Genomic DNA, 25127 nt, shown 5'->3' on the forward strand with positions numbered 1-25127 from the left:
AATTCGCTCGCGAGTGGCGAAAATTCGACGCTGAGCAACAGCGCGCCGCTCGTGCGGCCGCGGTGGCAATGAAATACGAGGCAGCGACTAGTTCGCAACAACAATCAATGCAGGCATTCCGGCAACGCATGGCGGAGCTGTATCGAAGTATCGAAAGCCGCCATCTCGCCTGCGCGCGACTGCATCGATTACACGCCCTGCGCCTGCGGCGGTGGCATTTCGGCGACCAGACCACGCTCCGTCCCGTCTTCATGGCCGCAGTAGCCCAGCACCTCGGCATGGACGGCGCCGCGGTCACCCTGTTCGGCCAGACGGGCGAGGAATTGCTCGTCGCGGCCTCGGACGTGACCGCACGTGCCGCACACGATCTCGAGCAGCTGATCGGCGAGGGTCCGGCCCACGACGCGCTGGACGGACGGGAGCTCGTCACCGCGGGCAGCGCCGGCTTGGCCGCACGCTGGCCCCAGTACGGTCCGGCACTGTCCGAACTCGGCGTCCGGTCCGTGGTCGCCGTCCCGTTGCGCACTTCCCGCCTGCTCGGCTCCCTCTGCGCGTTCACCAGCCGCGGTGGCGTCCACACCGGCGCCGGGCCGGCCACCGAGGAGGTGGCCGACGCCCTCGCCAACACGGTGCTGCTCGCCTCCTACGGGGCCACCGACGACAACGCACCGCACGGCACCTTGTTCGATGACGCCGACTACTTCGGCGCCGTACACCAAGCCGTCGGCATGGTTGCCGTGCATTGCGGTTGCGATATCGACACCGCGCTGGCGATGTTGCGCGCACGCGCCTTCGCCGACAGCCTCGACGTCGCGGAGATCTCCCGTCGGGTAGTGGAAGACGGATACCAATTATGTTGACCGTCAGGGTATTCCATGGCCGATGAGCTGGCGTTGGGCATGTCCGAGCTGACCGCGCTGCTGTTGAGCGGTGACGATGTCGCCGAATCACTATGCGCTGTCGCCGATACCGTGACGCGAATGCTGCCGGATCATCCGATGGCGGGGGTCACTTTGACTCGCGCACACGGCACCATCGTCGGCGGTTCGATCGGCGCGCACGAGATGCTCATCGAGGAATCCAGGTTCAGCGAGGGTTACGACCCGTGCCTACAGGCAATCGATACCGCACAACAGGTTTCGGTGCCCGATGTCGCGATGGAGCACCGTTGGGGCGGATACTCGACCCGGATACTCGCCTACGGCATCAAATCCGTGTACGCCCAACCGCTTTCGGTGAACGGCGAAGCACTGGGCGCACTGTCGCTCTACTCGACCCGGCCGAACGGCTTCACCGACCGGACCAGACAAGCCGCCACCTTGACCGCCGAGCACATCGGCACGCTGCTCACGGTCGCGGCCGATACCGCCCAGCAGGTCAAGCTGACCGAGCAGCTGCGGGCGACCCTGGCCTCCCGATCCACCATCGATCAGGCCCTCGGCATCGTGATGGCCGAACGCCGGTGCGACCGCGACGCGGCCTTCGAGGTGCTGCGCGACATGTCTCAGCGCCGCAATGTGCGCGTCGCTGATTTGGCCGCGGAGATCATCGAGACGGTCACCGGCAGTAAACCCGCCTCACCTCGTTTCATCGAACCGGGCCAGTCGTCGCGCCAGCACCGGCGGTCGTGAGTAATCCACTCCCCCAACCTAGTTCACGAACTCGACGCCGGCGGCCCAGCCGGCCGACAAGCCGGCGCGCACCGGCAAACCGACGACGGAATCGGTACTGCCGAGTAGAATTGACGATGTCCTCCTGAGTCCTGAAGCGCGGCTCCGGATTCCGCCACTCGATACTCGGGGGACGACATGGATGATTCCGCCTTATCCAGCGCCCACACCGACCAGCGCGCGCATCGGCGTTCGCTGTTCATCGACCGGCGCGACGCGGGTCGCCGTCTCGCTGATCGGTTGCAGGCCTTCCGCGGCCCGGATGTGGTCGTCCTCGGCGTCCCCCGCGGCGGCGTTCAGGTGGCCTGCGAGGTCGCCGCTAACCTGCAACTGCCGCTCGACACGATCGTCGTCAACAAGCTCCGCGTCCCCTATCGGCCCGACCTGTCCTTCGGCGCGATCAGCGAGGACGACACCCGCATCATCGATGAGGTCGTCGTCCGCAGCGCCCTGCTGACCGCCGAGGAGCTGGCCGAGACCGAATCCCACGAGCGCGCCAGCCTGTACCGCCGGTCCCAACGGTTCCGTGTGCACAGTCCGCCGGCCGAACTGGACGGGCGCACGGCGCTGGTTGTCGACGACAGCGTCGCCACCGGCATCACCGCGCAAACCGCCTGCCGCGCCGCCTATCGTCGCGGCGCGGTCCGGGTGGTCCTGGCCGTCCCGGTGGCGCCGCACCGGATCGTGCGCGCGCTGGCTTACCACGCGGACAAAATCGTGTGCTTGGAGACGCCGCCGCATCCTCGCCCGCTGGACGAGTCCTACCTGCACTGCGATCCGGTCACCGACACCGACGTGGGCCAATTGCTCGGCGGCCAAGCCGCCCCTGCCCGAATTCGCCTGGCGGAGAGCAGATACGGAAACCGGTAAGTGGGTTACCCCGGTCGCCGCGCCCGGAAACCGGGCCTAGATCCTTTCGATGGCTCCGACGCCGACGATAGGTATACGATCCTGCGGACGGTGGAGCGGTCCAGCAAGCGGCCGACCATTGCATTTTTCGAGCACGCGATTCCGAAGTGCGTGGGATGGACCGGAGGCGGCATTGTCCGAGATGTCGATTACTGCTTTCCCGACTGAGATCAGCTCCAACGGTGTCAGCGAGGGTCTGCTCTCCGAGCTGGTCGAGCACCTGCGGCAGAATCGCACCGTCCTGCGCGAAGAATGGGCGCGCCGCATCACCGAGGCGCAGTTGCTCACCGCGATGACGCCGGACGAAATGTTCTCCGAAGCCACCTCCGTCTATGACAACTACGTGGCCGTGCTGGAAACCGGATCGGTGGAAGCGTTGCAGGATTACGCGCGCGACCTGTCCGAGCGCATCATTCCGCGCGGCGTCGAAACCGACGAGGTCCTCGGCATCGTGCTGCTGCTGCGCGATGTGCTGGCCCGCTCGCTGTTCGAGAAATATCAGACCGATTTCCAACTGCTCAACGCCGTGCTCGACGCGTACGAACCCGCCGCCAACCGGATCGCCAACACCGTGGGCGTCTCCTTCGTCGAGGAACGTGAGCGCATCATCCGCCAGCAGCAGGAGGCAATCCGTGAGCTGTCCACGCCTGTTCTCCAGGTGCGTGAACAGCTGCTGATCCTGCCGATCATCGGTGTGCTCGACGGGCAGCGGGCCCGTCAGCTCACCGAGCAGCTGCTGCGCGCGATCCGGGCCAACCGCGCCAAGGTCGTCGTCATCGACATCACCGGCGTGCCGACCATCGACTCCACCGTGGCCAACCACCTGGTGCAGACCGTCGACGCCTCGGGACTGATGGGTGCGAGCGTGATCATCACCGGACTGTCCTCGGAGATCGCGCTGACCCTGGTCACCATCGGACTGGACCTGTCCAAGATGAACGCGGTCGGCGACCTCCAGGGTGGCATCGAGGAGGCCGAACGACTACTCGGCTACGAGGTCAGCCGGAGCAGCACCGGAGACAACACCCGGCGACCGGAGAGCTGACGGCTAGTCCGGTCCGGTGTTCTCGTGGACGGTCAGCAGCAGATGGTCGAACGCGGTCTGCACCTGCGGCGGCGCGGGCGGCAGTGAGTCGAGTTCGGCCATGAGCCGCGCAGCCAGCGTGCGCAGCTTGACGTTCGTTTCCTGCGAGCGCCACTGCAACACCCGGAACGCCTGCTCGGCGTTGAGCCGATATACCCGCATCAGCACGCCCTTGGCCTGCTCGATCACGGCCCGCGCCTCGAACAGTTCCGGCAGTGCGCCGTCCAGCAGGTCTTGGCGCTGTTCGTCGATAGTCTCGGTCAGGTCGACGTAGTAACCGGTGGTGCCGATCACCTTGCCGTCCTCGGTCATGGTGTCGCCCAAGACGATCACATGGCGCATCTGACCGGCGGTGTCGATGATGCGGTGCCGGCTACAGAACGGTTCGGCGTTGCGCAGCGACTTGGCGATCGTCTCCGCGACCTGCGCGCGATCGTCCGGATGTTTGTGCGAGAGCAGCAGTTCCGTCGTCGGTGTCACCGTCCCGGGCTCGTATCCATGCATCACGGCGACCTCGTCCGACCACTGCCACCGTTGATCGGCGAACCAGAAACCGAAGCTTCCGGTCGCCTGCGGCGTGCCGCCACCGACCACCTGGACGACCGCGTGAGTCGCCGCCTCGGTGGCCGTCGCGCCTGTTTCCATCACCGGGTAAGTATGCGCCCTACCTGCGGTTTTCGCTCCGTCTCGGCGGTCGCACGCTCGTGTCTTTGGGCCCTGTTCGCGGGGGACCTTCTGCCCTGCCGGCGGTGACCTTGTGCCCTATCCGAAGGGTAAGACGAGTCACACCGCCGCGCCGAGATGCAGGCTATCGGGTTGGGCACAGACTTCGCGGGTATGGCATCAGTGAATCGTTGGGAGGCGGTGAACATGATGAAGGTGGTTTCCAAGACATCGACACCACACCAAACGGCCGTAGTCGCACACCGAGTGGCCTTCGAACTGGCCGCGGAACCGCACGAGCTGGGGATGCTGCGTGCGCTGACCGATACGACCTGCATGATGGCCGATGTCACGCTCGATGCGATCCCGGACATCCGGCTGGTGCTCAGCGAAGCGGCGACCGCGCTGATGCTCGACGCGGTGCCCGCATCGACGCTGCGGTGTGCGTTCACCTACAACAAGCGACGGATCGGCGTGCGGCTCAGCGCGGTCACCACCCGCGATGTCGAAGTCAGCCGCGACCCGCTGAGCTGGCAGTTGGTGCAGGTGCTGACCGATTCGGCCGAGTTGTTCCAGGATTCGTTTGATCTCGACTCGGGTGGATATCCGACGGCCATCGAATTCAGTTGGGAGCGAGGTATATCCGATGCAACGTGAGTTCACCGCCGACCGGACCGAGACATCGCGGCGCAGCAGTTCGCACGGTGACAGTTACGACAACATCGAGCCTTGGTTCGAGAAGATGGCCACGCTCACCGCACAGGATCCGCACCGGAATGAGTTGCGCGAGGAAATAACCCGGCTGTGCCTGCCACTGGCCGAACACATCGCGCGCAAATTCTCCGGCCGCGGTGAGGCTTTCGACGATCTGCATCAAATCGCCAGGGTCGGTTTGATTCTCGCGGTCGACCGGTTCGATGTCTCGCGCGGGAGTTCGTTCCTGTCCTTCGCCGTGCCGACGATCATGGGCGAGGTGCGCAGGCACTTCCGGGATCGCACCTGGGCGGTGCGAGTTCCGCGTCGGCTCAAGGAGATTCAGCAGCTGATCGGGCCGGCCACCGAGGCGTTGACGAACCGGCTCGGCCGGGTGCCCAATGCCAGGGAGATCGCCGCCGAGCTGGACGTCGAACTCAGCGAGGTCACCCAGGCGTTGATCGCGCGTAACGGGTACCAGACCAATTCGATCGAGGGCATCACCCGCGACGACGGCGAGAACGCGACGTTGTCCGTCGTGGCCGGCCTCGGTGCCGAGGAACCGTGCTACGAACTGCTGGAGCAGTCGATGACGGTGCGTCCGTTGATCGCGGCGTTGCCCGAGCGCGAGCGGCAGGTGCTGATCATGCGGTTCTTCGAATCGCTGACGCAGGCGCAGATCGCCGAGCAGCTCGGGGTTTCGCAGATGCAGGTCTCGCGCATTCTGACCAAGACGTTGAACACCCTCCGTACGCAAGCGCTGGACGACCGGCCCGCCCAGGTGGCCTGAGCTACGCCACGTGTCCCGGCTTCAAATCGGCGACGAGGTCGTAGCGCAGCGATTCGGTGTGCGGTGGCGGCGCGGAGGACTCCTCCGGCGCGATGAGCATGCCGACATGATCACCCAGATCGTGGCGTTCGAGGATGCGGCCGGTGAACCAGCCCGCGGCGGCGGCCAGGATCGGCAAGTCCGACGGGCCCGGTTGCCATTTGCAGTGCGCGAACTTGTTGATGTCGTCGCCGGTCTCCGCGCCGAAAAGCGCCGCGAGCGAGGACTGTTCGCGGCCGAGCAGATGAACGGCGAGGTGCTCGGCGGCCATCGCGACGCCGAAGGTGAAGTTGTTCTTGGAGATGCCGACCAGAAAGCGCGGCGGCTCGATGCTCACCTGTGAGGTGAAGCCGACCAGACACCCGGCTTGGCGGCCGTCGGCCCGGGCGGTCACGACGAACACCGGGTAGTCGGCGGCCGCGATCACCGCGTCGAAACCGGTTCTGGCTGCTGTGACGTTGTCCGACATGGTCCTCGCGCTCGGCTCGGCCGGGATCCGTCGCCGCGGGTTCGACACGGCTCGGGACCACGGCAAGTGGGCAGTCCGTAACCCACACTACGAGACATCGGCGGTGATCAGGGCGGCGAATTTTCGTCAACGCCCGGTCATGACGTCTTCGCGGAGTTTGAGGATGTTCGCTTTTTCGGCGAGGAGTCGTTCGATGCCCGCGTCCAACTGGCGGGTGCGCTCGTCGAGCTGCGCCAGCACATCGTCGCGGTCCTGGTCGGTGGCGCTCTGCGGGGCGGTGCAGGCGATGTGGATCAGCGCGGCGGCCTCGGACAGGGACAGGCCGGAGGCGAGCAGGCAGCGGATGTCGTGCACCGTCTTGACGTCTTCCTGGCGATAATGCCGGTAGCCGTTCGGATCGCGCTGCGGGGTCAGCACGCCGGCGTTCTCGTAGTGCCGCAGCATCCGCGGGGTCGCGCCGGTGAGCTCGCTCAAATCCTTGATCCGCACCGCGGGCTCCTCCTTGACATTGACGTTAGTGTCATACTTTACCTTGGCCGTATGACGAACGAACGGAGTCGGCCGAACGTCCTGCTGGTGGTCGCGCACCCGGACCACGAGTCCGCCACCTGGGCCATCGCCCGCGCGGTGGAGCAAGGCATCCAGGCGGACGGAAACACTACTGCCACAACGCATGACCTGACCAAATCGGGATTCGATCCGGTGTTCAGCGCGGCGGATCTCGCGGTCCACCGGCTGGTCGGCGAGGTGCCCGAGGATGTGCGGCGCGAGCAGGAGCTGATCGAATCGGCCGACGTCGTCGCGCTGCTGTTCCCGGTCTACTGGTGGTCGATGCCCGCGCTCGCCAAGGGGTGGATCGATCGCGTCTTCAGCCGCGGTTGGGCTTACGAGAACCCTTCCCCGAACGGGCCCAGCGCGATCGACGAGCTGCACTTCATCGCCCTGGCGGGAGTCAACCAGCGCACCTTCGATCGCCGCGGGTACAAGGACTCGATCTCGCTCCAACTGCAACACGGCATCGCCGACTATTCCGAGATCGCCGAATCATCGATCGAGATCCTCTACGGCACCGAAACCAGTGATCCGCAAGCACATCAGGAACTGGCGGCCCAGGGGTACAAGCTCGGTGCCGATCTGGCGCAGCGGGCACAAGCGGCGTTCGATCGGTCAGCTCACTCGCGCGAGTGACGTCCCGATCCGCGCGGCGCGGGCGCCCGGCGTCCGCGCCTTCGCGGCCGTCCATCGCCCGTCCGCCTCGGCCGCTTCGATCGCCGCATATCCGGGTTCCCGCATCCGACCCGCCGCGATCAATGCCTCGGCCTTCGACATATTCAGCTGCGACCACGGGCTTTTCGCGCGGCGCGGTGAGTACCGTTGCAGAAAATGCCGCTCGTCCAAGGCCTTTCGGTGGCTGTCGATCCACCCGAAGCAGAGCGCGACATCCAGCGCCTCGCCGATCGTGAGCCCTTCGGCGCCCTTCTTGGCGATCACCAGCCAGACGTCCGCCGCGTCGTCATGCCGGTCGGCCAGCCACGACTCCCACTGCGCTGAAGTCGAAAACCGATGAGAACCTGCGTCGATGCTTTCCATAAGCTCATCATCCGCACTTAAGTGCTCACCGAATGAGCACTTTTCTGCCGAGGTCTGCCGATGATCACGGACGCGACCAATCCAAAGACCGACTCGGGTCCGAATAGCGGGGTGTTCCACGCCGGAACCCTCACAGAATCGAGGCCCACCCAGTGCCAAGCCGCCCCGCCCAGCTCGCCGCCGGCCTCACCACCGTCGCCTCGCTGGTCTTTCTCGCGCCCAGCGCGCACGCCGTGACGTCTCCGAGTTACCGATGCAAAACCATCGAGCCCGGCAAGGAAATCAGCGACAACCTCGGCCCGGTGACGGCCGACAAGTGCACCGCAACCAACAAGGCCCCCAAGGACGGCGACATCACCGGCCTCTTCTTCATTCTGGACGCCACCAAGAAAGAGCCGTACTACCTCTGCGGCGTCAACCCCGACGGCAAACTCGCACCCACGACGGCCACGACCGGCACCGCCATCCAACCGGGCAAAGTCACCGCCAAAGGATGCAAAACCTTCCCGAAGGGCGAGATCAAGTTCACGCCCGAACAGTTCGAGCAGGAACTGGCCAAGCAGACCAGGGAAAAGGGCGCGACGCGTTAGCCGCTGGTCCAGCGTCGTCCCGGGAGGCAGGCTCATATCCGCGACCTGCCGAGGCCCTTATCGTGTGGGGGGTGCGTGGCGAGACTAGCGAGACCGGTGGCGGCGAGGGCTCTTCGCCGCGGGCACTTTTCGTGACCAGGTTGGCCGAGCTGTGGGACGCCGCAGGAAATCCCACCTTGCAACGAGTCGCGGCCACCACCGAGACACGGCTGAAAGCCGCGCGCACACCGGCACAGAGTCAGCGTTCATCGATGCAACGCATCAGCGACTGGCGCAGCGGACGCAACGTGCCCTCCCGATTCGAAGCACTGGACCCCGTACTGGTCACACTGATCGCACTCGCCCGACAAACATCCGGCCCGATCCCCCCGGTCTTGTCCAACCGCTCGACCTGGCGACGACTGTGGAAAGCGGCCAGCACACAACCCGTACGCCCCGCGGTACTGACCTCGCTGCGACGCGACGTTCCGATGTTCGTCGGACGCGACACCGAAGTACAACGCATCCTCGACGCCGCCGGACCCGGACGAGTGGTCTCCATCCACACCATCGACGGCATGCCAGGCGTCGGCAAAACCGCGCTGGTCACCCGCGCCGCACACCTCCTGTCAGAGACATTCCCCGACGGCAGATTCTTCGTCGAACTGAACTCACACACCCCAGGCCAGACACCCGCAGACCCCACCGAAGTACTCGCCACCCTGCTCACCGGCCTCGGCATCGCACCCAGCCACATCCCCGACTCCCTCCACGCACGCCGCGACCTATGGCGCGACCGCGTATCCGCCAAACGGATCCTGCTGATCCTCGACGACGCCCGAGACCACGCCCAGATCGAACCCTTACTGCCGGCCGGGCCGGAATGCCTCACTTTGATCACTAGCCGCCGCCGACTCGTCGCCCTGGACGACGCTCTGCCGCTCCCCCTGGACACCCTCGATCCGGACAGCGCGATCGACTTGTTTTGCCGCTTGGCCCAACGAACACCGCAGGGCGACGACATCACCGCGGTCGCCGAAATCGTCCGATTATGCGGATACCTCCCGCTGGCAATCGTTCTACTGGCCGGCCGCCTCGCCCACCACCCAGCCTGGACACTCGCCGGCTCAGCGGAGGAATTCCGTACCGCCCAAGACCGGCTCGACGAACTCGACGCCGGCCAACGCGCAGTCCGCGCCGCATTCACCGCCTCCTATGACAACTTGCCACCCAGCAGACAACAGTTGTTCCGCACCCTGGGCCTGCACCCCGGCACCGACTTCGACGCCCACGCCGTAGCCGCACTGAACGACATACCGCTCACCGAAGCACGAACCCACCTCGACGCCCTCTACACCGACAACCTCATCCAGGAGAGCGCACCCGGCCGGTACCGCCTACACGACTTGGTCCGCGAGTACGTCCGCGCCCTCGCCTCGACAGCGGCGTCCATCGACGCCGCCAACACAATTCAGCGACTGCTCGACTACTACCGGGATACCGCCGCAGCCGCGGACCGATGGTTGACCCGCAGGCCCCGCCCGGCCGACAACCACCGCACCCCCGGCGTGACCGGTGCCCTGGCGCGGGAATTCGACGACGAGATGCATGCGCTGGCGTGGATGCGGACCGAACGAGCCAACTTGCTCGCCTGCATCGAGTACACCGCCGACCACGATCCCGCGCGGATGGTCGAGTTGACCGAGGTGCTGGCGGCGTTGCTGGAGCGCGAAGGGCCGTGGTCATCGGCCCGGCGGCTGCACCAGCGCGCGGCCGCGGCGGCGAATCGCCTCGGCGACCGGCTCGGCGAGGCGAACGCCCGGACCGACCTCGCCATCGTGCTGTGGCAGACCGGAAAGTTCGAGCAACCCGTCGACCTGCTCCGGCAGGCCCTCGCCCTCTACCGGGAGACCGGCGAACCGGTAGGCGAAGCCGACACCCTGGCCAATCTCGGCGGGTTACTCCGCAACGCCGGTAACCATGAGCAGGCCGTCGATCTTCTCCGGCAGGCGCTCGCCCTGTATCGGACGACCTGCCACCCCATCGGCGAGGCCGACACCCTGATCAGACTCGGTGGGGTACTCCGAGACACCGGCGATTATCAGCAGGCCGCCGACCTGATCCAGCAGTCCTTGATCCTGTTCCGAAAGACCGACTACCACCTCGGCACGGCCGGCGCGCTCAGCATGCTCGGCGCCGTGCACCTCCAGACCGGAGACTATGGACAGGCGACCGACTTACTTCTGCGTGCTATGGCGTTGTTCCAGGAGATCGGCCATCACAAGGGTGAAGCCAGGTGCCTCGGCAACCTCGGCCTCGTGTGCCGGGAGACCGGAGATTTCGAGCAGGCCGCCGACCTGATCCAGCAGTCCTTGGACCGATTTCGGGAAATCGGCCACCGTGCGGGCGAAGCCATCAATCTCAACAACCTCGCCACCGTGTGTCGAGAAACCAAGGATTATCAGCAGGCCGCCGATCTGTCCCGGCGTGCGCTGACCTTGTTTCGGGAGACCGGCTACCGGATCGGCGAAGCCGAAGCACTAGCCAACCTCGGCGTCGTGTACCAGGAAACCGGAAACCATGAACAGGCCGCCAACCTCTCCCGCCAAGCTTTGGCCCTGTTTCGGAAGATCGGCTATCGCATCGGCGAAACCGAGGCACTGAACAACACCGCGAAGGCCCTGTCGGCAACCGGCGAGCCGGGTGCCGCGCTGACAATGTTCACCGACGCGCTGGCCATAGCCCGAGACATCGACAGCCGAATTCAGCAAGCCCGCGCCCTGGAAGGCATCGCCCGCTGTCAGGCCGATCTCGGTGAAACCACAGACGCCGCCACCCACCTTCGCCAAGCCGTCGACCTCTACCGCCACCTCGGCGCATCCGAAACCGATACCGCGACAACCTATCTCGCCACGCTCGAACCCACACCGCCCGAGCCCCAGTGATCAACTCCCGCACACAGCGTCCGCCCAGACCGTCGTCAAAGGCCGGACCAGCCATTATCTTGGGTCGGTGCGTGGTGAGATCAGCGAGACCGGAGGTGGCGGCGAGGGATCTTCGCCGCGAGCGCTCTTCGTGACCAGGTTGGCCGAGCTGTGGGACGCCGCAGGAAATCCCACCCTGCAACGAGTCGCAGCCACCACCGAAGCACGACTGAAAGCCGCACGCACACCGGCACAGAGCCAGCGTTCATCGATGCAACGCATCAGCGACTGGCGCAGCGGACGCAACGTGCCCTCCCGATTCGAAGCACTGGATCCGGTACTGGTCACACTGATCGCGCTCGCCAGGCAAACAACCGGTCCCGTTCCGGCGGACTTGTCGAACCGGTCTACGTGGCGGCGCGTGTGGAAGGCCGCCATCGCTCAGCCCGTACGCCCCACGGTGACGACCTCACTGCGACGCGATGTCCCGACATTCGTCGGCCGCGACGCCGAAGTGCAGCGGATACTCGATGCCGCCGGGCCGGGGCGGGTGGTCTCCATCCACACCATCGACGGCATGCCTGGTGTCGGGAAGACGGCGCTGGTCACCCGGGCGGGACATCTGCTGACGGATCGGTTTCCCGACGGCAGATTCTTCGTCGAACTGAACACCCACACCCCGGGACAGACACCCGCCGATCCCACCGACGTGCTGGCTACCCTGCTCACCGGCCTCGGCATCGCACCGAGCCACATCCCGGACACTCTTGCTGCCCGCAGTGACCTGTGGCGTGACCGCGTCGCGGCCAAACGGATCCTGCTGGTTCTCGACGACGCCCGAGACCACGCCCAGATCGAACCCTTGCTACCCGCCGGACCCGAATGTCTCACGCTCATCACCAGCCGCCGCCGACTCGTCGCCCTGGACGACGCCCTCCCGCTCCCCTTGGACACCCTCGAACCCGACAACGCGATCGACCTGTTCTGCCAGTTAGCTCAACGGAATCCGCAAGGCGACGACGTCGCGGCAGTCGCCGAGATCGTCCGGTTGTGCGGATACCTGCCACTGGCGATCGTGCTATTGGCGGGCCGCCTCGCCCATCATCCGGCGTGGACGCTCGCCGGCTTGGCCGAGGAATTCCGCACGGCACAAGACCGCCTCGGTGAACTCGACGCAGGCCAGCGCGCGGTACGTGCCGCGTTCACGGCCTCGTACGAGAGCCTGCCACCGCAACGGCAGCAATTGTTCGGCAGGCTCGGGCTGCATCCCGGCCTCGATTTCGACGCTTATGCCGTCGCCGCCCTGAACGACATACCACTCACAGAGGCTCGGTCCGAACTCGACGCTCTTTACACGGACAACCTGATCGAGGAGACGAAACCCGGCCGCTATGGCATGCACGATCTCGTGCGTGAATACGTCCGTGCTCTCGGTGCGGCAGCACCACTCAGCACCGAGGCGGTTCAGCGGGTACTGGATTACTACCAGGCCACCGCCGCAGCCGCAGACCGATGGCTGACGCGAAGACCTCGACCCGCTGACGGCAACTACCCACCCGGCCGCACCAGTGCCTTGGTGCGGGAATTCGACGACGAGCGGCGCGCGCTGGCGTGGATGCGAATGGAGCGAGCCAACCTGCTCGCTTGCCTCGAGTACGCCGCCGACCACGATCCCGCGCGCATGGTCGGGCTGACCGAGGTACTGGCGGAACTGCTGGAGCGCGAAGGGCCGTGGCCAACGGCCCACAAGCTGCATCAACGCGCCGTCGAGGCCGCAGGGCAGCTCGGCAATCATCTCGGCCGAGCGAACGCACTCACCAACCTCGCTATCGTGCAATGGCAAAGCGGGAGGTACGAATACGAGCAAGCCGCCGACTTACTCCGGCAGGCACTCGCCCTGTACCGCGCGACCGGCTACCCCATCGGCGAAGGCAACACGCTGATCACCCTCGGCGGCTTACACCGATACACCGGCGACTATCGACAGTCCGCCGACCTGATCCAGCAGGCCCTGACCTTGTTCCAGGCGACCGGCCACCGCATCGGCGAAGCCGACGCCCTCGCCAGGCTTGGCGGCTTACATCGAGACACCGGCGACTATCGACAGTCCGCGGACCTGATCCAGCAAGCCCTGATCGTGTTCCGGGAGACCGGCTACCGCCTCGGGGAAGCAGGTGCGCTCAGCATGCTCGGCGGCGTGCACCGCGAAGCCGGAGACTATGGCGAAGCCACCGACCTGCTGCTGCGTGCGGCCGCACTATTCCGGGAGATCGGCAATCCGAGCGGTGAAGCCACCGCCCTCGGCAACCTCGGGCTCGTGCGCCGCGAGATCGGCGATCACGCGCAGGCCGCCGACCTGATCCAGCGGGCACTGGCCGTGTGCCAAGAAATCGGCCACCGTCTCGGCGAAGCCATCAATCTCAACAACCTCGCGACCGTGCGTCGGGAGACAGCCGACCTCGAGCAGGCCGCCGATCTCTCCCAGCAAGCCCTGATTTTGTTCCGCGAGACCGGGTTCCGGATCGGCGAAGCCGAGGCCCTCGCCAATCTCGGCGCGGTCTGTCTGGAGACCGGCGATCACGATCGGGCGGCCGATCTGTCTCGGCAAGCTCTGAACCTGTTTCGGGAGATCGGCTATCGGGTCAAAGAGGCCGAGACTCTCAACAATCTCGCGAGGGCGCTGTCGGCATCCGGCAAACCGGGCGAGGCGCTGACGGTGTTCACCGAGGCGTCGACGGTGGCAGCCGACACCGACAACCGAACCGAGCAAGCCCGCGCCGCGGAAGGCATCGCCGACTGCCGGGCTGCCCTCTGATCACACCTCGTCGAGCCCATCCGAAACCGAGGCCGCGGCAACCCATCTCGCCACGCTCGAACCCCACCGTCCGAACTCCGAGATCGACTCCCGCGCACCGGCCCGGAAAGCTGGGACCGCCGCTGATCCCCTCCACCTGCGGCGCCCCTGCCACCACTCCCTTGTGGCGCGGCAATCATCACTGAAAACACTGAAGTACCGCCAAGCCAGATCAGCCGTTCACCTACTGAACCCGCAGGTCAGGACCTATGAATCAGATTTCCGGACCGGAGAAGACCGGAAGCAGGAATCGGCGGGGGAAGCCGAGGAAAGAAGACCGAGAAGATGGTTGTGGGGCGGGCGGGGCTCGAACCCGCGACCAATGGATTATGAGTCCACGGCTCTAACCGACTGAGCTACCGCCCCGCTTCTGCGGGTGTACCGCAGGCGTGGGGGATGCTACCGGCTGGGGTGGGGCTTGCACCACTTGGACCCGGGGTGGCGGTTAGGGTTGGGCGTCCGGCAACCGTACTGGAGGGTCGAGCATGGCGAGTTTGTTCGCGAATGTGCTGAAGGTGCACCAGTGGGTGTACGAGAACAGCGGTGGGTTGGTGGGGCACCGGGTGCTGTTCGGGAATCCGACGTTGCTGCTGCGGACGGTGGGGCGCAAGACGGGGCAGGCGCGGACCTCGGCGCTGACGTACGGGACGGATGGGGCGGACTATTTGGTGACGGCGTCCAATGGTGGGTCGCCGCGGCCGCCGGGGTGGCTGGCGAACGTGAAAGCCAAGCCGGAGTGTGAGATTCAGATCGGGCGGCGCACGATAGTGGTGGTCGCGCGGCCGACTTATCCGGACGATGCGGATTACGCTCGCCGGTTCGCGATCGTCGACAAAATCAATAAGGGGCGCTACAGCGCTTACCAGAAGATGACCAAGCGGCCCATTCCGGTGGTCGTGCTGTCGCCGGTCGGCTGAGTTCGGTCAGTCCCGGTAGTCGTCGTCGCGCTCCTCCCAGTGCTCGTCGTAGTCGTCGGGATCATCTCTGTCCCAACGCCTCCCGTCTTTCGGGGGTCTGCTGGCGATTTGCACGACAACGATGACCAGGGCCAGTACCACGAGGACCACACCAACAACGATCAGAGTCTCCACCCAGGGCACCCTAGCGCCGAGCCAGGGTGCCCGCCAGGGCTGAAACCGAACGGTCTCAGCGGGCAGAACCCACGGTCAGCAGGGTGCGCCCGACCGCGGTCCTGGATTCGATGGCGGCGTGCGCACTTTCGGCGTCGTCGAGCGGAAAGGCTTGGCCGATCACCACTTCCAGCCGCCCGGCGGCGGCCTCGGCGAGGGAACGTTCGGCGAGCCCGGCCCAATCGGTGTTCGCGTCGGTGATGTCGAAGAGTCCGAGGACGGTGATGCCGCGCGCCGTCGTCGCCTCGGCGTCCGGTGCCGCGAATTCGCCTGCCGAGGCGCCGTATCCGAGGAATCGGCTGTTGTCTGCCGCGGCGTCGAGCGCGTCCTCGCCCAGCACACCACCCGCGCCATCCAGCACGACATTCGCGCCCGCACCACCGGTCGCCGCACGAGCCTTGTCCGACCAGCCCGGTTCGGAGTAGTCCACGACGGCGTCGGCACCGAGGCGCTCGGCGAGTTCCAGCTTGGCGTGCCCGCGCGCGGCGGCGATCACGTGTGCGCCGGCCGCGTGCGCAAGCTGAATCAGCAAGGTGCCCAGGCCACCTCCGGCCGCGGTGATCAGCACCCACTCCCCCGGCTGGATCGCGGCCCGGTCGAATACCGCGAGTGCCGTCTTGCCGTCGTGGGCGAGCGCGACCGCCTGCGCCAGGCTCAATCCGTCCGGCACCGCGGTCAGCGATTCGGCCCTGGCCAAAGCCTTTTCGGCGTAACCACCGATCGGCTGGCCGCCCCCGATCTTGCTCGCCGCGGTCGCGGTGGCGACGCGCTTGCCGATCCAGGCCGCGTCGACCCCGGCGCCCACCGCGCTGATCACGCCGGCGACGGCGCCACCGGGCACGTACGGCGTCTCCAGCTTGAAGTAGTCGCCGCCCCAGCCGCTGCGCAAGCGGGTGTCCAGGAACATCACGTCGGCGGCGGCCACGTCGACGACCACCTCACCCGGCCCGGCGCTCGGTTCCGCCACCTCACGCACGGTGAGCACGTCGGGTCCACCGAATTCCATTGCCTGCACAGCCCGCATGACCATCCTCCATCGCTTCCCTGTTCCGACTGACAGGACCAAGCATGGAACCTCAATCAACGTTGAGGTCAAGTCGAGCGATTATGCCGACCGCGAAATCACTCCGAGCTCAGGAGCTTCCGCCGCCACAGCTACTGCTGCTCCCGCCGCCACAGCTGGAACTGCTCCCGCCACCGCAACTGGAACTGCTTCCGCCACTGCAACTGCTGCTGCTCCCGCCCCCGCAGCTACTACCGCTTCCACTGTCGTGATGACCACCGTGATGGTGATGACCACCTCCGTGCCCCGGATCCCAGCCCCCGCTACAGCTACTCGACGAGCCACCATCGGCGAACCCGGCGGCACCGGCCGCCCAGTACGGGTCCGAACTGTCGTAACCCCCGCCATACCGCCGCCGAGGACCCCCGCGCCGAGCCCCATACGGCGGAACCCGCCGGGTGTTGCGCACAGCCCTGACGATCACGCCGATGATGATGAACGGCGTCGCGAAGACGAGCACCACGATCAGCAGCACGACCACCAGAACGACGAGATCAGCCATTCATGAACCGTAACGGCGCAGCGTGCTTGCGTACAGTGAACTGTGCTGTCTTTCCGCTTCCGCAGTTCCCGGCCGCGCGACATCGACCTCGCGACGGTCAACGCCGCGGTCGCCGCGCTGGAGCTGCCCGAGGCCGTCTACAAGACCTCCCCGTGGCACCCCCGCGACCTGGTGGAGACCGGCCTGCGGCAATGGCTGCGCTGCTGCGGCGCGGCCATGCGCGACGGCCAGGTCGTCGGCATGCCGTCGCATGCGGTCGACGAGGCCTGGCACGGTTTCATCCTCTGCACCGAGCGCTACGCCGAGTTCTGCGCCGCCGCCTACGGCCGCTTCCTGCATCATTTCCCGGAAGGCGCCGGGCCGCCGAAGGTTTCGCACGGCTCGATGGGCGAACAGCTCGGCCGCACCGTGGTGGCCTGGGCGCTGGTCGCCGAACCGGGCGAGACCTGCGTGCTCTGGGATCTGGACCGCAGGGTCGGCGTCGAACACCCGTGGGGCGTCGACGCCGAACGCGTCGCGGCCATCGAGGCCGACCTGCGCACCCTGGCGGACTAGGTGTACTGACCTGAGAGGTTGGTGACGCGGCTGGCTGGTGGGTGGCCTGCGAGTGCGGTGTGGCCGCGGTGGTGATTGTAGGTGTGGAGCCAGGTGGTGAAGGCTGTGCATCGTTCGAGGTCGCTGCGGTAGAGCTGTGCGTAGGCCCATTCGTCGGCGAGTGTGCGGTGGAATCTTTCGACTTTGCCGTTGGTTTGTGGCCGGTAGGGGCGGGTGCGTTGGTGAATGACCGGTCCGAGCGCGTCGGCGAAGGTGCGGGATCGGTAGCAGGAACCGTTGTCGGTCAATACTTTTCGGATGGTGATGCCGTGGTTGGCGAACCAGGCGTTGGCGCGGGCCCAGAACGCGGCGGCGGTGTCTTTGTGTTCATCGGCGAGTAGTTCGGTGTAGGCGAGGCGGGAATGATCGTCGAGGGCGGTGTGCAGGTAGTGGTAGCCGTGACGCGGATTGCCGTAGGTGTTGGTTTGCCCGGTTGGCTTGTGTGCCTGGGAGTTTCGGTTGCCGGCGGTGCGTCCTAGTTTGCGCCAGCCCCCGCCGTCGGGGATCTTGCCGAGCTTTTTGACATCGATATGGATCAGATCCCCGGGCGCCTGGTGTTCGTAGCGGCGTATCGGCTCAGCGGTGGCCCGGTCGAGCCAGCGCAGCCGCGCCAGCCGATAACGGGTCAGGATCCGGTGCACGGTCGAGGGATGCAGACCGAGCAGGTAGGCGATGCGTGCGGGTCCCCACCTGCGCAGGACACGGACCTTGATGATGCGACGCTCGGTATGAGTCGATGTCCGGTACGGGCTGTGGTGCGGGCGTGAGGACCGATCGGCCATCCCGGCTGCTCCCTGCAGGCGATAGCGCTTTGCCCAGCGTGCCGCGGTGGTCGCCGAGACCTGGAACCGTTCGGCTGCCCGCCGCAACGGCCAGCCGTCATCGACGACACAACGAGCAAGACGCAACCGACCCAACTCCGAGAGCGGGGCATTACGGTGAGACACGAAGACCTCCGGCAGGTGAATGAGTTCCTAGACAGCTCTCACTTCACTCGGAGGTCTTCGCCATGTCAGCTCGCCACGCCGTCACCAACGTCCATGGTCAGTACAACTAGGTCAGCTTTACCCGCGCCGCGACGAACCGGCCGACCGCGGGCGCGAGCCTGCTGAAGTGGTACTGCAACCGGGCTTCCGGCGTCACCGGCACGATGCTGCGGTCCTTCTCCACGGCCCGCACGATCTGCTCGGCCACCTTCTCCGGCCCGTAGCTGCGCTTGCGGTAGAGGTTGTCGTAGCGCTGCTGCTTGGCCTTCTCCTCTTCGGCGCTGACGCCCGAGAATCGGGTGTTGGCAACGATATTGGTGTGCACGATGCCGGGGCAGATGGTGTGCACCGAGATCCCGCGCCCGGCCAGTTCCGCGCGCAGGCAGTCGGAGAACATGAACACCGCCGACTTGCTGGTGGAGTACGCGCTGAACCCCTGCTGCGGGCTGTAGGCGGCCATGCTGGACAGGTTGACGATGTGCCCGCCCAATCCGCGCTCGGCCATGGCGGATCCGAAGGCGCGGCAGCCGTTCAGCACGCCGCCGAGGTTGATCCGCATGACCCGGTCGAACTCCGCGGCGGAGGTGTCGAAGAATCCACCGGCCTGGCCGATTCCGGCGTTGTTGATCAGAATGTCCGGCACACCATGGTTTTCCAGCACGATCTCGGCGTGCGCGGTCACCGCGTCCGCATCGGACACGTCGAGCTGATACGGATGCGCCACACCGTGTTCGGCGGCGATCAGCTCGGCGGTCTCCTTGGCCGACGCGAGATTGATGTCGGACAACACGATTTCGGCGCCACGCCGAGCAAGGGCCAGCGCTGTCTCCCGGCCGATGCCGCTGCCACCGCCGGTGATCACCACGAGCTGATCCTCGAACGGCTTTGCGCTGCGGCCGACTTCGGCCCGGCGCAACCCGCGCGGAGTCGTCGCGCCGTTGACCGTGTCGATCAGCTCGGTGGTCGCGGTGGCCAAGAGCTCGGGATGCGAGAACGGCATCCAGTGCCCGGCGGGCACGTCGCGCCGCCAGAGTCGTTGCACCCATTTGCGTTCGTCGTCGTAGCCGGCCGGCCGCACCGCGACGTCGCGACCCGCGACGATCAGCTGCACCGGCACCTCGGTGTGCCGCTCACGCGGGGAAAGCAAGCGCTGCACGATGTTCGCGCGGTAGATCAGCAGGCCGTCGACCATGTCCTGCCGGAAGGTCGGGCCGAGCGTCACATTCGACGGCGGCGTCTCGTTCATGATCGAGACGACCCGCTGCCACCGCTGCTCGGTGCCCAGCAGACCGAAGACCGCGCGCGGCAGCCCCGGCGTCATGAAGAAGAACGTGTAGGCCGAGGACAGCGCCTGGGTGAACGGCTGCCAGAGGTTGCGCGGCGTCGGCCGGGACAGCCGGTTGCGCATCCAGTTCCCGATGTGGTCGAGGTTCGGCCCTGACACCGAGGTGAACGACGCGATCTGCGCGGCCGCGCGCGGCTCGCACACCGCCTCCCACACCTGCACCGAACCCCAGTCGTGCGCGAGCACGTGCACCGGCCGGTCCGGGCTGACCGCGTCGACGACGGCGAAGAAGTCGCCCGCGAGCTGGTCGAGCCGGAAGTCCTCGGTGCGCCGGGTCCGGGTGGACCGGCCGTGCCCGCGGGTGTCATAGGTGACGACGTGGAAACGCCGGGCCAGCAACGGCACCACCGCGTCCCAGAGGTGATTGGTGTCCGGCCAGCCGTGCACCAGCACCACGGTTTCCGCGGTCGGGTCGCCGTATTCGTAGACGGCGAGCTCGAATTCGCCGTTGCGCACGGTCCGCTCGGCGGCCACGAGCTCCGGGGGTTCGATGGTCGTCATCGGTTTCTCCTTGCTGACCAGAGGTCGGGTTTACAGATCGAGCACCAGTCGCCCACCGGGCGAACGGGATACGCAGACGAGCATCTCGCCGGCCTCGTGTTCGGCTGCGGTGAGCACGGTTTCGCGATGCTCCGGTTCACCGGACAGCACCCGCACCTTGCAGGTGCGGCAGAAGCCTTGGCGGCACGAGTAGGGGCGATCCGGCCGGGTCTCCAGGATGGTGTCGAGCGCGGAGCGATCCGCGGCTACCTCGATCACCTCGCCGGTGGAGGCGAACTGGATCTCGAACGGCACGCCGTTCACGATCGGCGGCGGCGAGAACCGCTCGGAATGCAGTTCCACCCCGGGCATTTCGCGAATGGCGGCCGCGACCGCGTTGGTCATCGGCACCGGACCGCAGCAGTAGACCGCGGTGTCGGCCGCGACGCCGGGCAGCAACGCGGCGGCGTCGGGCAGGCCGTGCTCGTCGTCCGTGCGCACGGTGACCCGATCACCGAATCCGGCGATCTCGTCGAGGAACGGAATGGTGTCCCGGTTGCGCCCGGTATAGACCATCGACCAGTCGATACCGAGCCGCTGCGCCAATCGCGCCATCGGCAGGATCGGCGTGATCCCGATCCCACCGGCGATGAAATGCAAACGGGCAGCGGGTGATCCGTGACCCGGCACCGCGAACGGGAAGGCATTGCGCGGCCCGCGCACGATGATCGGCGCGCCGACCGGTAACCCGTCGTGCACCTCCACCGACCCGCCGAGTCCGTCCGGAATACGCCGCACCGCAACCCGATACGCGCGGGTGTCGGCCGGATCGCCGCACAGCGAGTACTGCCGCAACCGTCCCGAGGGCAGTTCCAGATCCAGGTGCGCGCCGGCCCGCCACGGCGGCAGTTCCCGCCGGTCCGGCGCCTCCAGCCGCAGGCTCACCACGTCCTGGTCGTGCGCCTCGATCCGCCGCTCGGTCACCACCAGCGCCAGCCGGTGGTCGTCCACGCGCGGCGAGAGGTCGCGCCGGTTGATCATGGTGGTCCACTTCAGCCGCGCCGAAGCGACCGCGTCGAGCACCCGCACGGCCCGATCCTGATCACGCTTGCCGAACAGATCGGCGGGCAGCTGTTCCGGGACCGGACGTAGGTTCACCACCGCACCCCGCCCACGCCGCACTGTCCCCGATTCACGACGCAATCGCTTGCGCGGCAGGCGACTTGGCGAGATAAGCCACCGCTTGCGCGGTCGATCCGACCGACTCGGGATCGTAGCCGGGCTTGATCGTCGACAGCGCACTCCACAGCAGCGACGGCACGCCGGGCAGCGCGCCGCGCCACATCGCGCCGAACACGCGCTTGATCAGCCGCGGGTAACCGAGGTCGGGCAGCTCCGGATCCTGATGCACCATGAACTTGGTGCCGCGCACCACCAGGGTGATGAAGATCGGGAAGACCAGCGTCATGATCGCCACTCGCCGCACGTAGCCGACACCGAAGTAGACGGCCACATCGTGCGCGACATGCCGATGCTCGACCTCCTCGGCGCCGTGCCAGCGGAACAGATCCGCGATCCGCGGGTCGGCCTCGAACTGCTCCAGGTTCGCGTTGAGCACCCAGTCGCCGAGATAGGCGAAGAAGTGTTCCAGGCAGGCGATGAAGGCAAGTCGCTCGACCAGCGTCTGCCGCTGCGCGACGCCCTCGTTCGCCCGGGGTCCCAGCGTCTTGCGGAACAGGTACTCGGCCTGGCGCACATAGGGTTCCGGGTCGATGCCGTGCGCGGCGAGCACCTCGGTGAGCACCTTGTCGTGCGTCTCGGCGTGCATGGATTCCTGGCCGATGAAGCCGAGCATGGCCTCGCGCAGCTTGTCGTCCTTCACGAACGGCAGCGCCTCGGTGTAGGTGGCACAGAACATGCGCTCGCCCTCGGGCAGCAGCAGATTCAGCGAATTGATCAGGTGTGAGGCGATCGGCTCCTCGGGCATCCAGTGCAGCGGCGTATCCGCCCACTGGAACTGCACGTTGCGTGCGTGCAGCGCGACCTCGCCCGGATCGATGTCCGGTCGTCGCTCACCTCTACGAAGTAGCTTCATCGGTACTCCTCTCACGACTACGTCGTCGCGCGCCTTCCTGCATGGCCGTAGCAATCATCATACACATACATGAAACCCTCGGTTACATAAAGATCTGTAGCAGCACATATTGCACACCCGGCCGCCCGAACTGCGCAAACGACAGCCGTGCGCGCCGCACTCAATAGCGTTAGCCCGCTTGACAATAGAGCGCATCACTGTGACCCACCTCGCGCTCGTTCAACCAAAAACTAGAACGCGTTCTAGTACGCTTTTGCTATGGAGCGACTAACCGGATTGGATGCCAGCTTTCTCTACTTGGAAACCGGGACCCAGCACCTGCACGTGTGTGCGCTGCTGATCCTCGATCCCAGCTCAGGGGACTATTCATTCGAGAAATTCAAGGCCGAACTCGGCCGGCGGCTACCCCTGATCCCGCAGATGCGCCGCCGCGTCTACGAGGTGCCGTTCAACCTCGATCACCCGGTCTGGGTCGAGGATCAGAACTTCGACCTGGACTATCACATTCGGCGCATCGGCATCGCCGCCCCGGCCGATCGGCGCGAACTGGCCGAACTGGTCGGCGACATCGCCAGCCGCCCGATGGACCGCGACCGCCCGCTCTGGGAGATGTCGGTGGTCGAGGGCCTCGACGACGGCAAGATCGCGGTGATCTGCAAGTACCACCACGCCGCGGTGGACGGCATCACCGGCACGAACATGATGATGCACCTGTGCGATCTGGAGCCGAACGCGGCCAAGACGCCGCCCGCCGCGCAGTGGCGGCCGGAGGCGAGTCCGAACGACTGGCAGCTGCTGGCCAAGGCGGTGGTCAAGTTCCCGACCAAGGCGGGCATCGTCGGCATGGTGCCGAAGACCCTCGGTCTGGTGGCCGGTTTCGCGAACCGGCGGCGCACCGACAAGGCGGGCATGGCGTTGCCGTTCTCCGCGCCGCGCACCCCGTTCAACCTGGCCATCACCCCGCATCGCGCGGTCGCGTTCACCGAGGCCGAACTCGGGGCGATCAAGGAGATCAAGTCCGCGTTCGGGGTGAAGATCAACGACGTGGTGCTGACCATCGTGGCCGGGGTGCTGCGCGCCTACCTGGAGAAGCACGACGAACTGCCGGACCGTTCGCTGGTCGCGTCGGTGCCGGTGTCGGTGCACGAATCGACCAGGCACACCGCGGGCATCAACAAGGTGTCCACGCTGTTCGCCCGGCTCGGCACCGATATCGCGGATCCGGTCGAACGCCTGCGGCAGGTAGCCGAGGACAACCGCGGCGCGAAGGCCGAACACGACCTGATCGGCGCGGACTTCCTCCAGGACTGGTCGAAGTACGCCCCGCCGAACACCTTTCAGCTCGCGGCGCGGGTGTACTCGTCACTGAAGCTGGCCGAGCGGCATCCGGTGGTGCACAACCTGGTGGTGTCGAACGTGCCGGGCCCGCCGATGCCGCTGTACTTCCTCGGCGTGCGGGTGGACGGAATGTATCCGTTCGGTCCGGTCTTTCACGGCGCGGGACTCACGGTGACCGTGATCTCCAACAACGACGACCTGGACTTCGGCTTCATCGCCTGCAAGGAATTGGTGCCCGACATCAGCGAGCTCGCCGACGCGGTGCCCGTGGTCGTGGACGAATTGCTCGCCGCCGCACGCAAATTGGGCTGATCCACCGGGCTCTGTTCGCCATTGCCGCCGAACAGTGCCTCACAATCTCGCGGCGACCGCCGCGCAGGCCTCGAGCAGCGCGGGCACGAACAGATCCGCCTCCAGCACGCAGGCCGCATGCCCGCCCTTGAGCAGATGAATGCTCGCGCCGGGAATCATGGTTGCCATCTCCAACTGCCGATAGACCGGGATCGCCCGGTCCTGCGTCGTGATCACCACCGCGGTCGGCATTTTCAGGGTCGACAGCCAGTCCGTCGCATCGAATCGGCCGACCTCGCCGATCACCTGGGTGATCGCCCAGCCGCTGGTACTGCGCAGTTCGGTGAGCGCCCATCGGTCCAATCGGCCCGGCGCCCAGGCGATTTCCGGCAGCTCCGGTAGCCGCCCCGCCAATTCCTCGGTGCGCCGGAAGGAATACGGTCCGACCGCGTCGGCGAAGGCACCGAAGACTCGATGAAAGGCGCGCTCGCGCCACTTCTCCTGGAACCGATACGGCGTGGAACACAACACGAGTCCGCTCACCCGATCCGGATGCCGTTGCGCGGCAGCCAGACTCACTACCCCGCCGAGCGAATATCCCGCGCAGACAGCCTGTTCCACGCCGAGCGCGTCGAGCACCGCGACCACGTCGTCGGCGCAGTCATCCACCGAGAAGCGCGGGGAGCGAATCCCACGACCGTGCCAGCGCTGATCGAACAGGATCACCCGATAGCGCTCGGACAGCTCCGCCAGCGCCGGAAACCAGTTCAGATACGCGGTACATCCGGTGCCGTGCAACAGGACCAGCGCCGGCGCATCCGCAGGCCCGCCGGTATCGACCACATACGTGCGTCCGCGCCCGGGCAGTTCGACCAGCCGCCCGCCGGGCACCTCGGCGTTATCCGGCACTCGCCTGGCGAAGCGCCGCAGCGCCGCCGAGGATCGTGAGTTCGTCATCGCGCCTCCCGCGTATCGCGGACAGAATTAGAACGTGTTCTACACACGATGATGCCACAGCACGAAGCCCGGCAACGGCGGGATGCGACAGC

General features: G+C 66.4%; 24 protein-coding genes and 1 tRNA gene. 13 read left to right on the forward strand and 12 right to left on the reverse strand.

Going from position 1 to position 25127, the window contains the following annotated elements:
• Positions 1 to 107: 107 nt before the first annotated feature.
• The 4 genes from F3087_RS34865 (at position 108) to F3087_RS34880 (ending at position 3624) form a co-directional block, all read left to right on the forward strand.
• Complete coding sequence (locus F3087_RS34865; RefSeq protein ID WP_191094289.1) at positions 108 to 860, forward strand: GAF domain-containing protein; 753 nt, start codon at positions 108 to 110, stop codon at positions 858 to 860.
• Positions 861 to 875: 15 nt separating this feature from the next.
• Positions 876 to 1631: a GAF and ANTAR domain-containing protein gene (locus tag F3087_RS34870; RefSeq protein ID WP_150406370.1), complete on the forward strand. Its 756-nt coding sequence runs from the start codon at positions 876 to 878 to the stop codon at positions 1629 to 1631.
• A gap of 177 nt (positions 1632 to 1808) precedes the next feature.
• Entirely contained in the window at positions 1809 to 2540 is a 732-nt protein-coding gene (locus tag F3087_RS34875) for a phosphoribosyltransferase (RefSeq protein WP_150406371.1), read from the forward strand.
• Between the two features lie 181 nt (positions 2541 to 2721).
• Positions 2722 to 3624: an STAS domain-containing protein gene (locus F3087_RS34880; protein WP_150406372.1), complete on the forward strand. Its 903-nt coding sequence runs from the start codon at positions 2722 to 2724 to the stop codon at positions 3622 to 3624.
• Between the two features lie 3 nt (positions 3625 to 3627).
• On the opposite strand, the gene F3087_RS34885 is transcribed toward F3087_RS34880, so the two are convergent.
• Complete coding sequence (locus tag F3087_RS34885) at positions 3628 to 4308, reverse strand: PAS and ANTAR domain-containing protein (RefSeq protein ID WP_150406425.1); 681 nt, start codon at positions 4306 to 4308, stop codon at positions 3628 to 3630.
• Positions 4309 to 4500: 192 nt separating this feature from the next.
• Here F3087_RS34885 and F3087_RS34890 point away from each other — a divergent pair, with 192 nt between their 5' ends.
• Complete coding sequence (locus tag F3087_RS34890; RefSeq protein WP_150406373.1) at positions 4501 to 4983, forward strand: anti-sigma factor; 483 nt, start codon at positions 4501 to 4503, stop codon at positions 4981 to 4983.
• A complete protein-coding gene (locus tag F3087_RS34895; protein WP_150406374.1) occupies positions 4973 to 5809 on the forward strand; it encodes an RNA polymerase sigma factor SigF in 837 nt (278 codons plus the stop codon). Before F3087_RS34890 ends, F3087_RS34895 begins: the two co-directional genes overlap by 11 nt.
• Position 5810: 1 nt before the next feature.
• Here the strand turns inward: F3087_RS34895 and F3087_RS34900 are convergent, their stop codons facing one another.
• Together F3087_RS34900 and F3087_RS46170 are read right to left on the reverse strand one after the other, a co-directional pair.
• The gene (locus F3087_RS34900; RefSeq protein WP_150406375.1) at positions 5811 to 6317 is read right to left on the reverse strand and encodes a flavin reductase family protein; all 507 of its coding nucleotides are present in this window, start codon (positions 6315 to 6317) and stop codon (positions 5811 to 5813) included.
• A 126-nt stretch (positions 6318 to 6443) separates the two neighbouring features.
• Positions 6444 to 6806, reverse strand: a complete 363-nt coding sequence (locus F3087_RS46170; RefSeq protein ID WP_191094290.1) for a MerR family transcriptional regulator — start codon at positions 6804 to 6806, stop codon at positions 6444 to 6446.
• Between the two features lie 51 nt (positions 6807 to 6857).
• Between F3087_RS46170 and F3087_RS46175 the strand changes: the two genes are divergently transcribed.
• On the forward strand, positions 6858 to 7505 hold the full coding sequence (locus tag F3087_RS46175; protein WP_191094291.1) for an NAD(P)H-dependent oxidoreductase: 648 nt from the start codon (positions 6858 to 6860) through the stop codon (positions 7503 to 7505).
• Here F3087_RS46175 and F3087_RS34910 read toward each other — a convergent pair.
• Complete coding sequence (locus F3087_RS34910) at positions 7485 to 7907, reverse strand: YdeI/OmpD-associated family protein (protein WP_150406377.1); 423 nt, start codon at positions 7905 to 7907, stop codon at positions 7485 to 7487. The two genes, F3087_RS46175 and F3087_RS34910, sit on opposite strands and share 21 nt — an antisense overlap.
• A gap of 152 nt (positions 7908 to 8059) precedes the next feature.
• On the opposite strand from F3087_RS34910, the gene F3087_RS46180 reads away from it, so the two are divergent.
• The 3 genes from F3087_RS46180 (at position 8060) to F3087_RS34920 (ending at position 14215) form a co-directional block, all read left to right on the forward strand.
• Positions 8060 to 8497, forward strand: coding sequence for a hypothetical protein (locus F3087_RS46180; protein ID WP_191094292.1), 438 nt, complete (start codon positions 8060 to 8062; stop codon positions 8495 to 8497).
• Positions 8498 to 8568: 71 nt separating this feature from the next.
• Complete coding sequence (locus F3087_RS34915) at positions 8569 to 11421, forward strand: ATP-binding protein (RefSeq protein WP_191094293.1); 2853 nt, start codon at positions 8569 to 8571, stop codon at positions 11419 to 11421.
• A 67-nt stretch (positions 11422 to 11488) separates the two neighbouring features.
• On the forward strand, positions 11489 to 14215 hold the full coding sequence (locus F3087_RS34920) for an ATP-binding protein (protein WP_150406379.1): 2727 nt from the start codon (positions 11489 to 11491) through the stop codon (positions 14213 to 14215).
• A gap of 331 nt (positions 14216 to 14546) precedes the next feature.
• On the opposite strand, the gene F3087_RS34925 is transcribed toward F3087_RS34920, so the two are convergent.
• Positions 14547 to 14620 (reverse strand) — tRNA-Ile (locus F3087_RS34925).
• Between the two features lie 119 nt (positions 14621 to 14739).
• Between F3087_RS34925 and F3087_RS34930 the strand changes: the two genes are divergently transcribed.
• Positions 14740 to 15171 carry a nitroreductase family deazaflavin-dependent oxidoreductase gene (locus F3087_RS34930; RefSeq protein ID WP_150406380.1) on the forward strand — a complete coding sequence of 144 codons (432 nt, stop codon included), beginning with the start codon at positions 14740 to 14742 and terminating at the stop codon, positions 15169 to 15171.
• Positions 15172 to 15177: 6 nt separating this feature from the next.
• Here F3087_RS34930 and F3087_RS46185 read toward each other — a convergent pair whose 3' ends face one another.
• Together F3087_RS46185 and F3087_RS34935 are read right to left on the reverse strand one after the other, a co-directional pair.
• A complete protein-coding gene (locus tag F3087_RS46185) occupies positions 15178 to 15345 on the reverse strand; it encodes a hypothetical protein (protein ID WP_191094294.1) in 168 nt (55 codons plus the stop codon).
• Positions 15346 to 15400: 55 nt separating this feature from the next.
• Positions 15401 to 16408, reverse strand: a complete 1008-nt coding sequence (locus F3087_RS34935; RefSeq protein ID WP_150406381.1) for a zinc-binding dehydrogenase — start codon at positions 16406 to 16408, stop codon at positions 15401 to 15403.
• Positions 16409 to 16991: 583 nt separating this feature from the next.
• On the opposite strand from F3087_RS34935, the gene F3087_RS34945 reads away from it, so the two are divergent.
• On the forward strand, positions 16992 to 17504 hold the full coding sequence (locus F3087_RS34945) for a glycine-rich domain-containing protein (protein WP_150406383.1): 513 nt from the start codon (positions 16992 to 16994) through the stop codon (positions 17502 to 17504).
• Here the strand turns inward: F3087_RS34945 and F3087_RS34950 are convergent.
• The 4 genes from F3087_RS34950 to F3087_RS34965 form a co-directional block, all read right to left on the reverse strand.
• Positions 17501 to 18490 (reverse strand): IS481 family transposase, encoded by a 990-nt coding sequence (locus F3087_RS34950; protein ID WP_150406384.1) that lies wholly within the window; start codon positions 18488 to 18490, stop codon positions 17501 to 17503. The genes F3087_RS34945 and F3087_RS34950 overlap by 4 nt on opposite strands.
• A 106-nt stretch (positions 18491 to 18596) precedes the next feature.
• Positions 18597 to 20375, reverse strand: coding sequence for an SDR family oxidoreductase (locus F3087_RS34955; RefSeq protein ID WP_150406385.1), 1779 nt, complete (start codon positions 20373 to 20375; stop codon positions 18597 to 18599).
• 30 nt (positions 20376 to 20405) lie between these two features.
• Positions 20406 to 21512, reverse strand: coding sequence for a PDR/VanB family oxidoreductase (locus tag F3087_RS34960; RefSeq protein WP_150406386.1), 1107 nt, complete (start codon positions 21510 to 21512; stop codon positions 20406 to 20408).
• 34 nt (positions 21513 to 21546) lie between these two features.
• Positions 21547 to 22449 (reverse strand): metal-dependent hydrolase, encoded by a 903-nt coding sequence (locus tag F3087_RS34965; protein WP_150406387.1) that lies wholly within the window; start codon positions 22447 to 22449, stop codon positions 21547 to 21549.
• 258 nt (positions 22450 to 22707) lie between these two features.
• Here F3087_RS34965 and F3087_RS34970 point away from each other — a divergent pair, with 258 nt between their 5' ends.
• On the forward strand, positions 22708 to 24099 hold the full coding sequence (locus tag F3087_RS34970; protein ID WP_150406388.1) for a WS/DGAT/MGAT family O-acyltransferase: 1392 nt from the start codon (positions 22708 to 22710) through the stop codon (positions 24097 to 24099).
• Positions 24100 to 24138: 39 nt separating this feature from the next.
• Here F3087_RS34970 and F3087_RS34975 read toward each other — a convergent pair whose 3' ends face one another.
• Positions 24139 to 25035 (reverse strand): alpha/beta fold hydrolase, encoded by an 897-nt coding sequence (locus F3087_RS34975; protein ID WP_150406389.1) that lies wholly within the window; start codon positions 25033 to 25035, stop codon positions 24139 to 24141.
• Positions 25036 to 25127 lie beyond the last annotated feature (92 nt).

The sequence above is a fragment of the Nocardia colli genome, assembly GCF_008704205.1.
Taxonomy (GTDB): domain Bacteria; phylum Actinomycetota; class Actinomycetes; order Mycobacteriales; family Mycobacteriaceae; genus Nocardia; species Nocardia colli.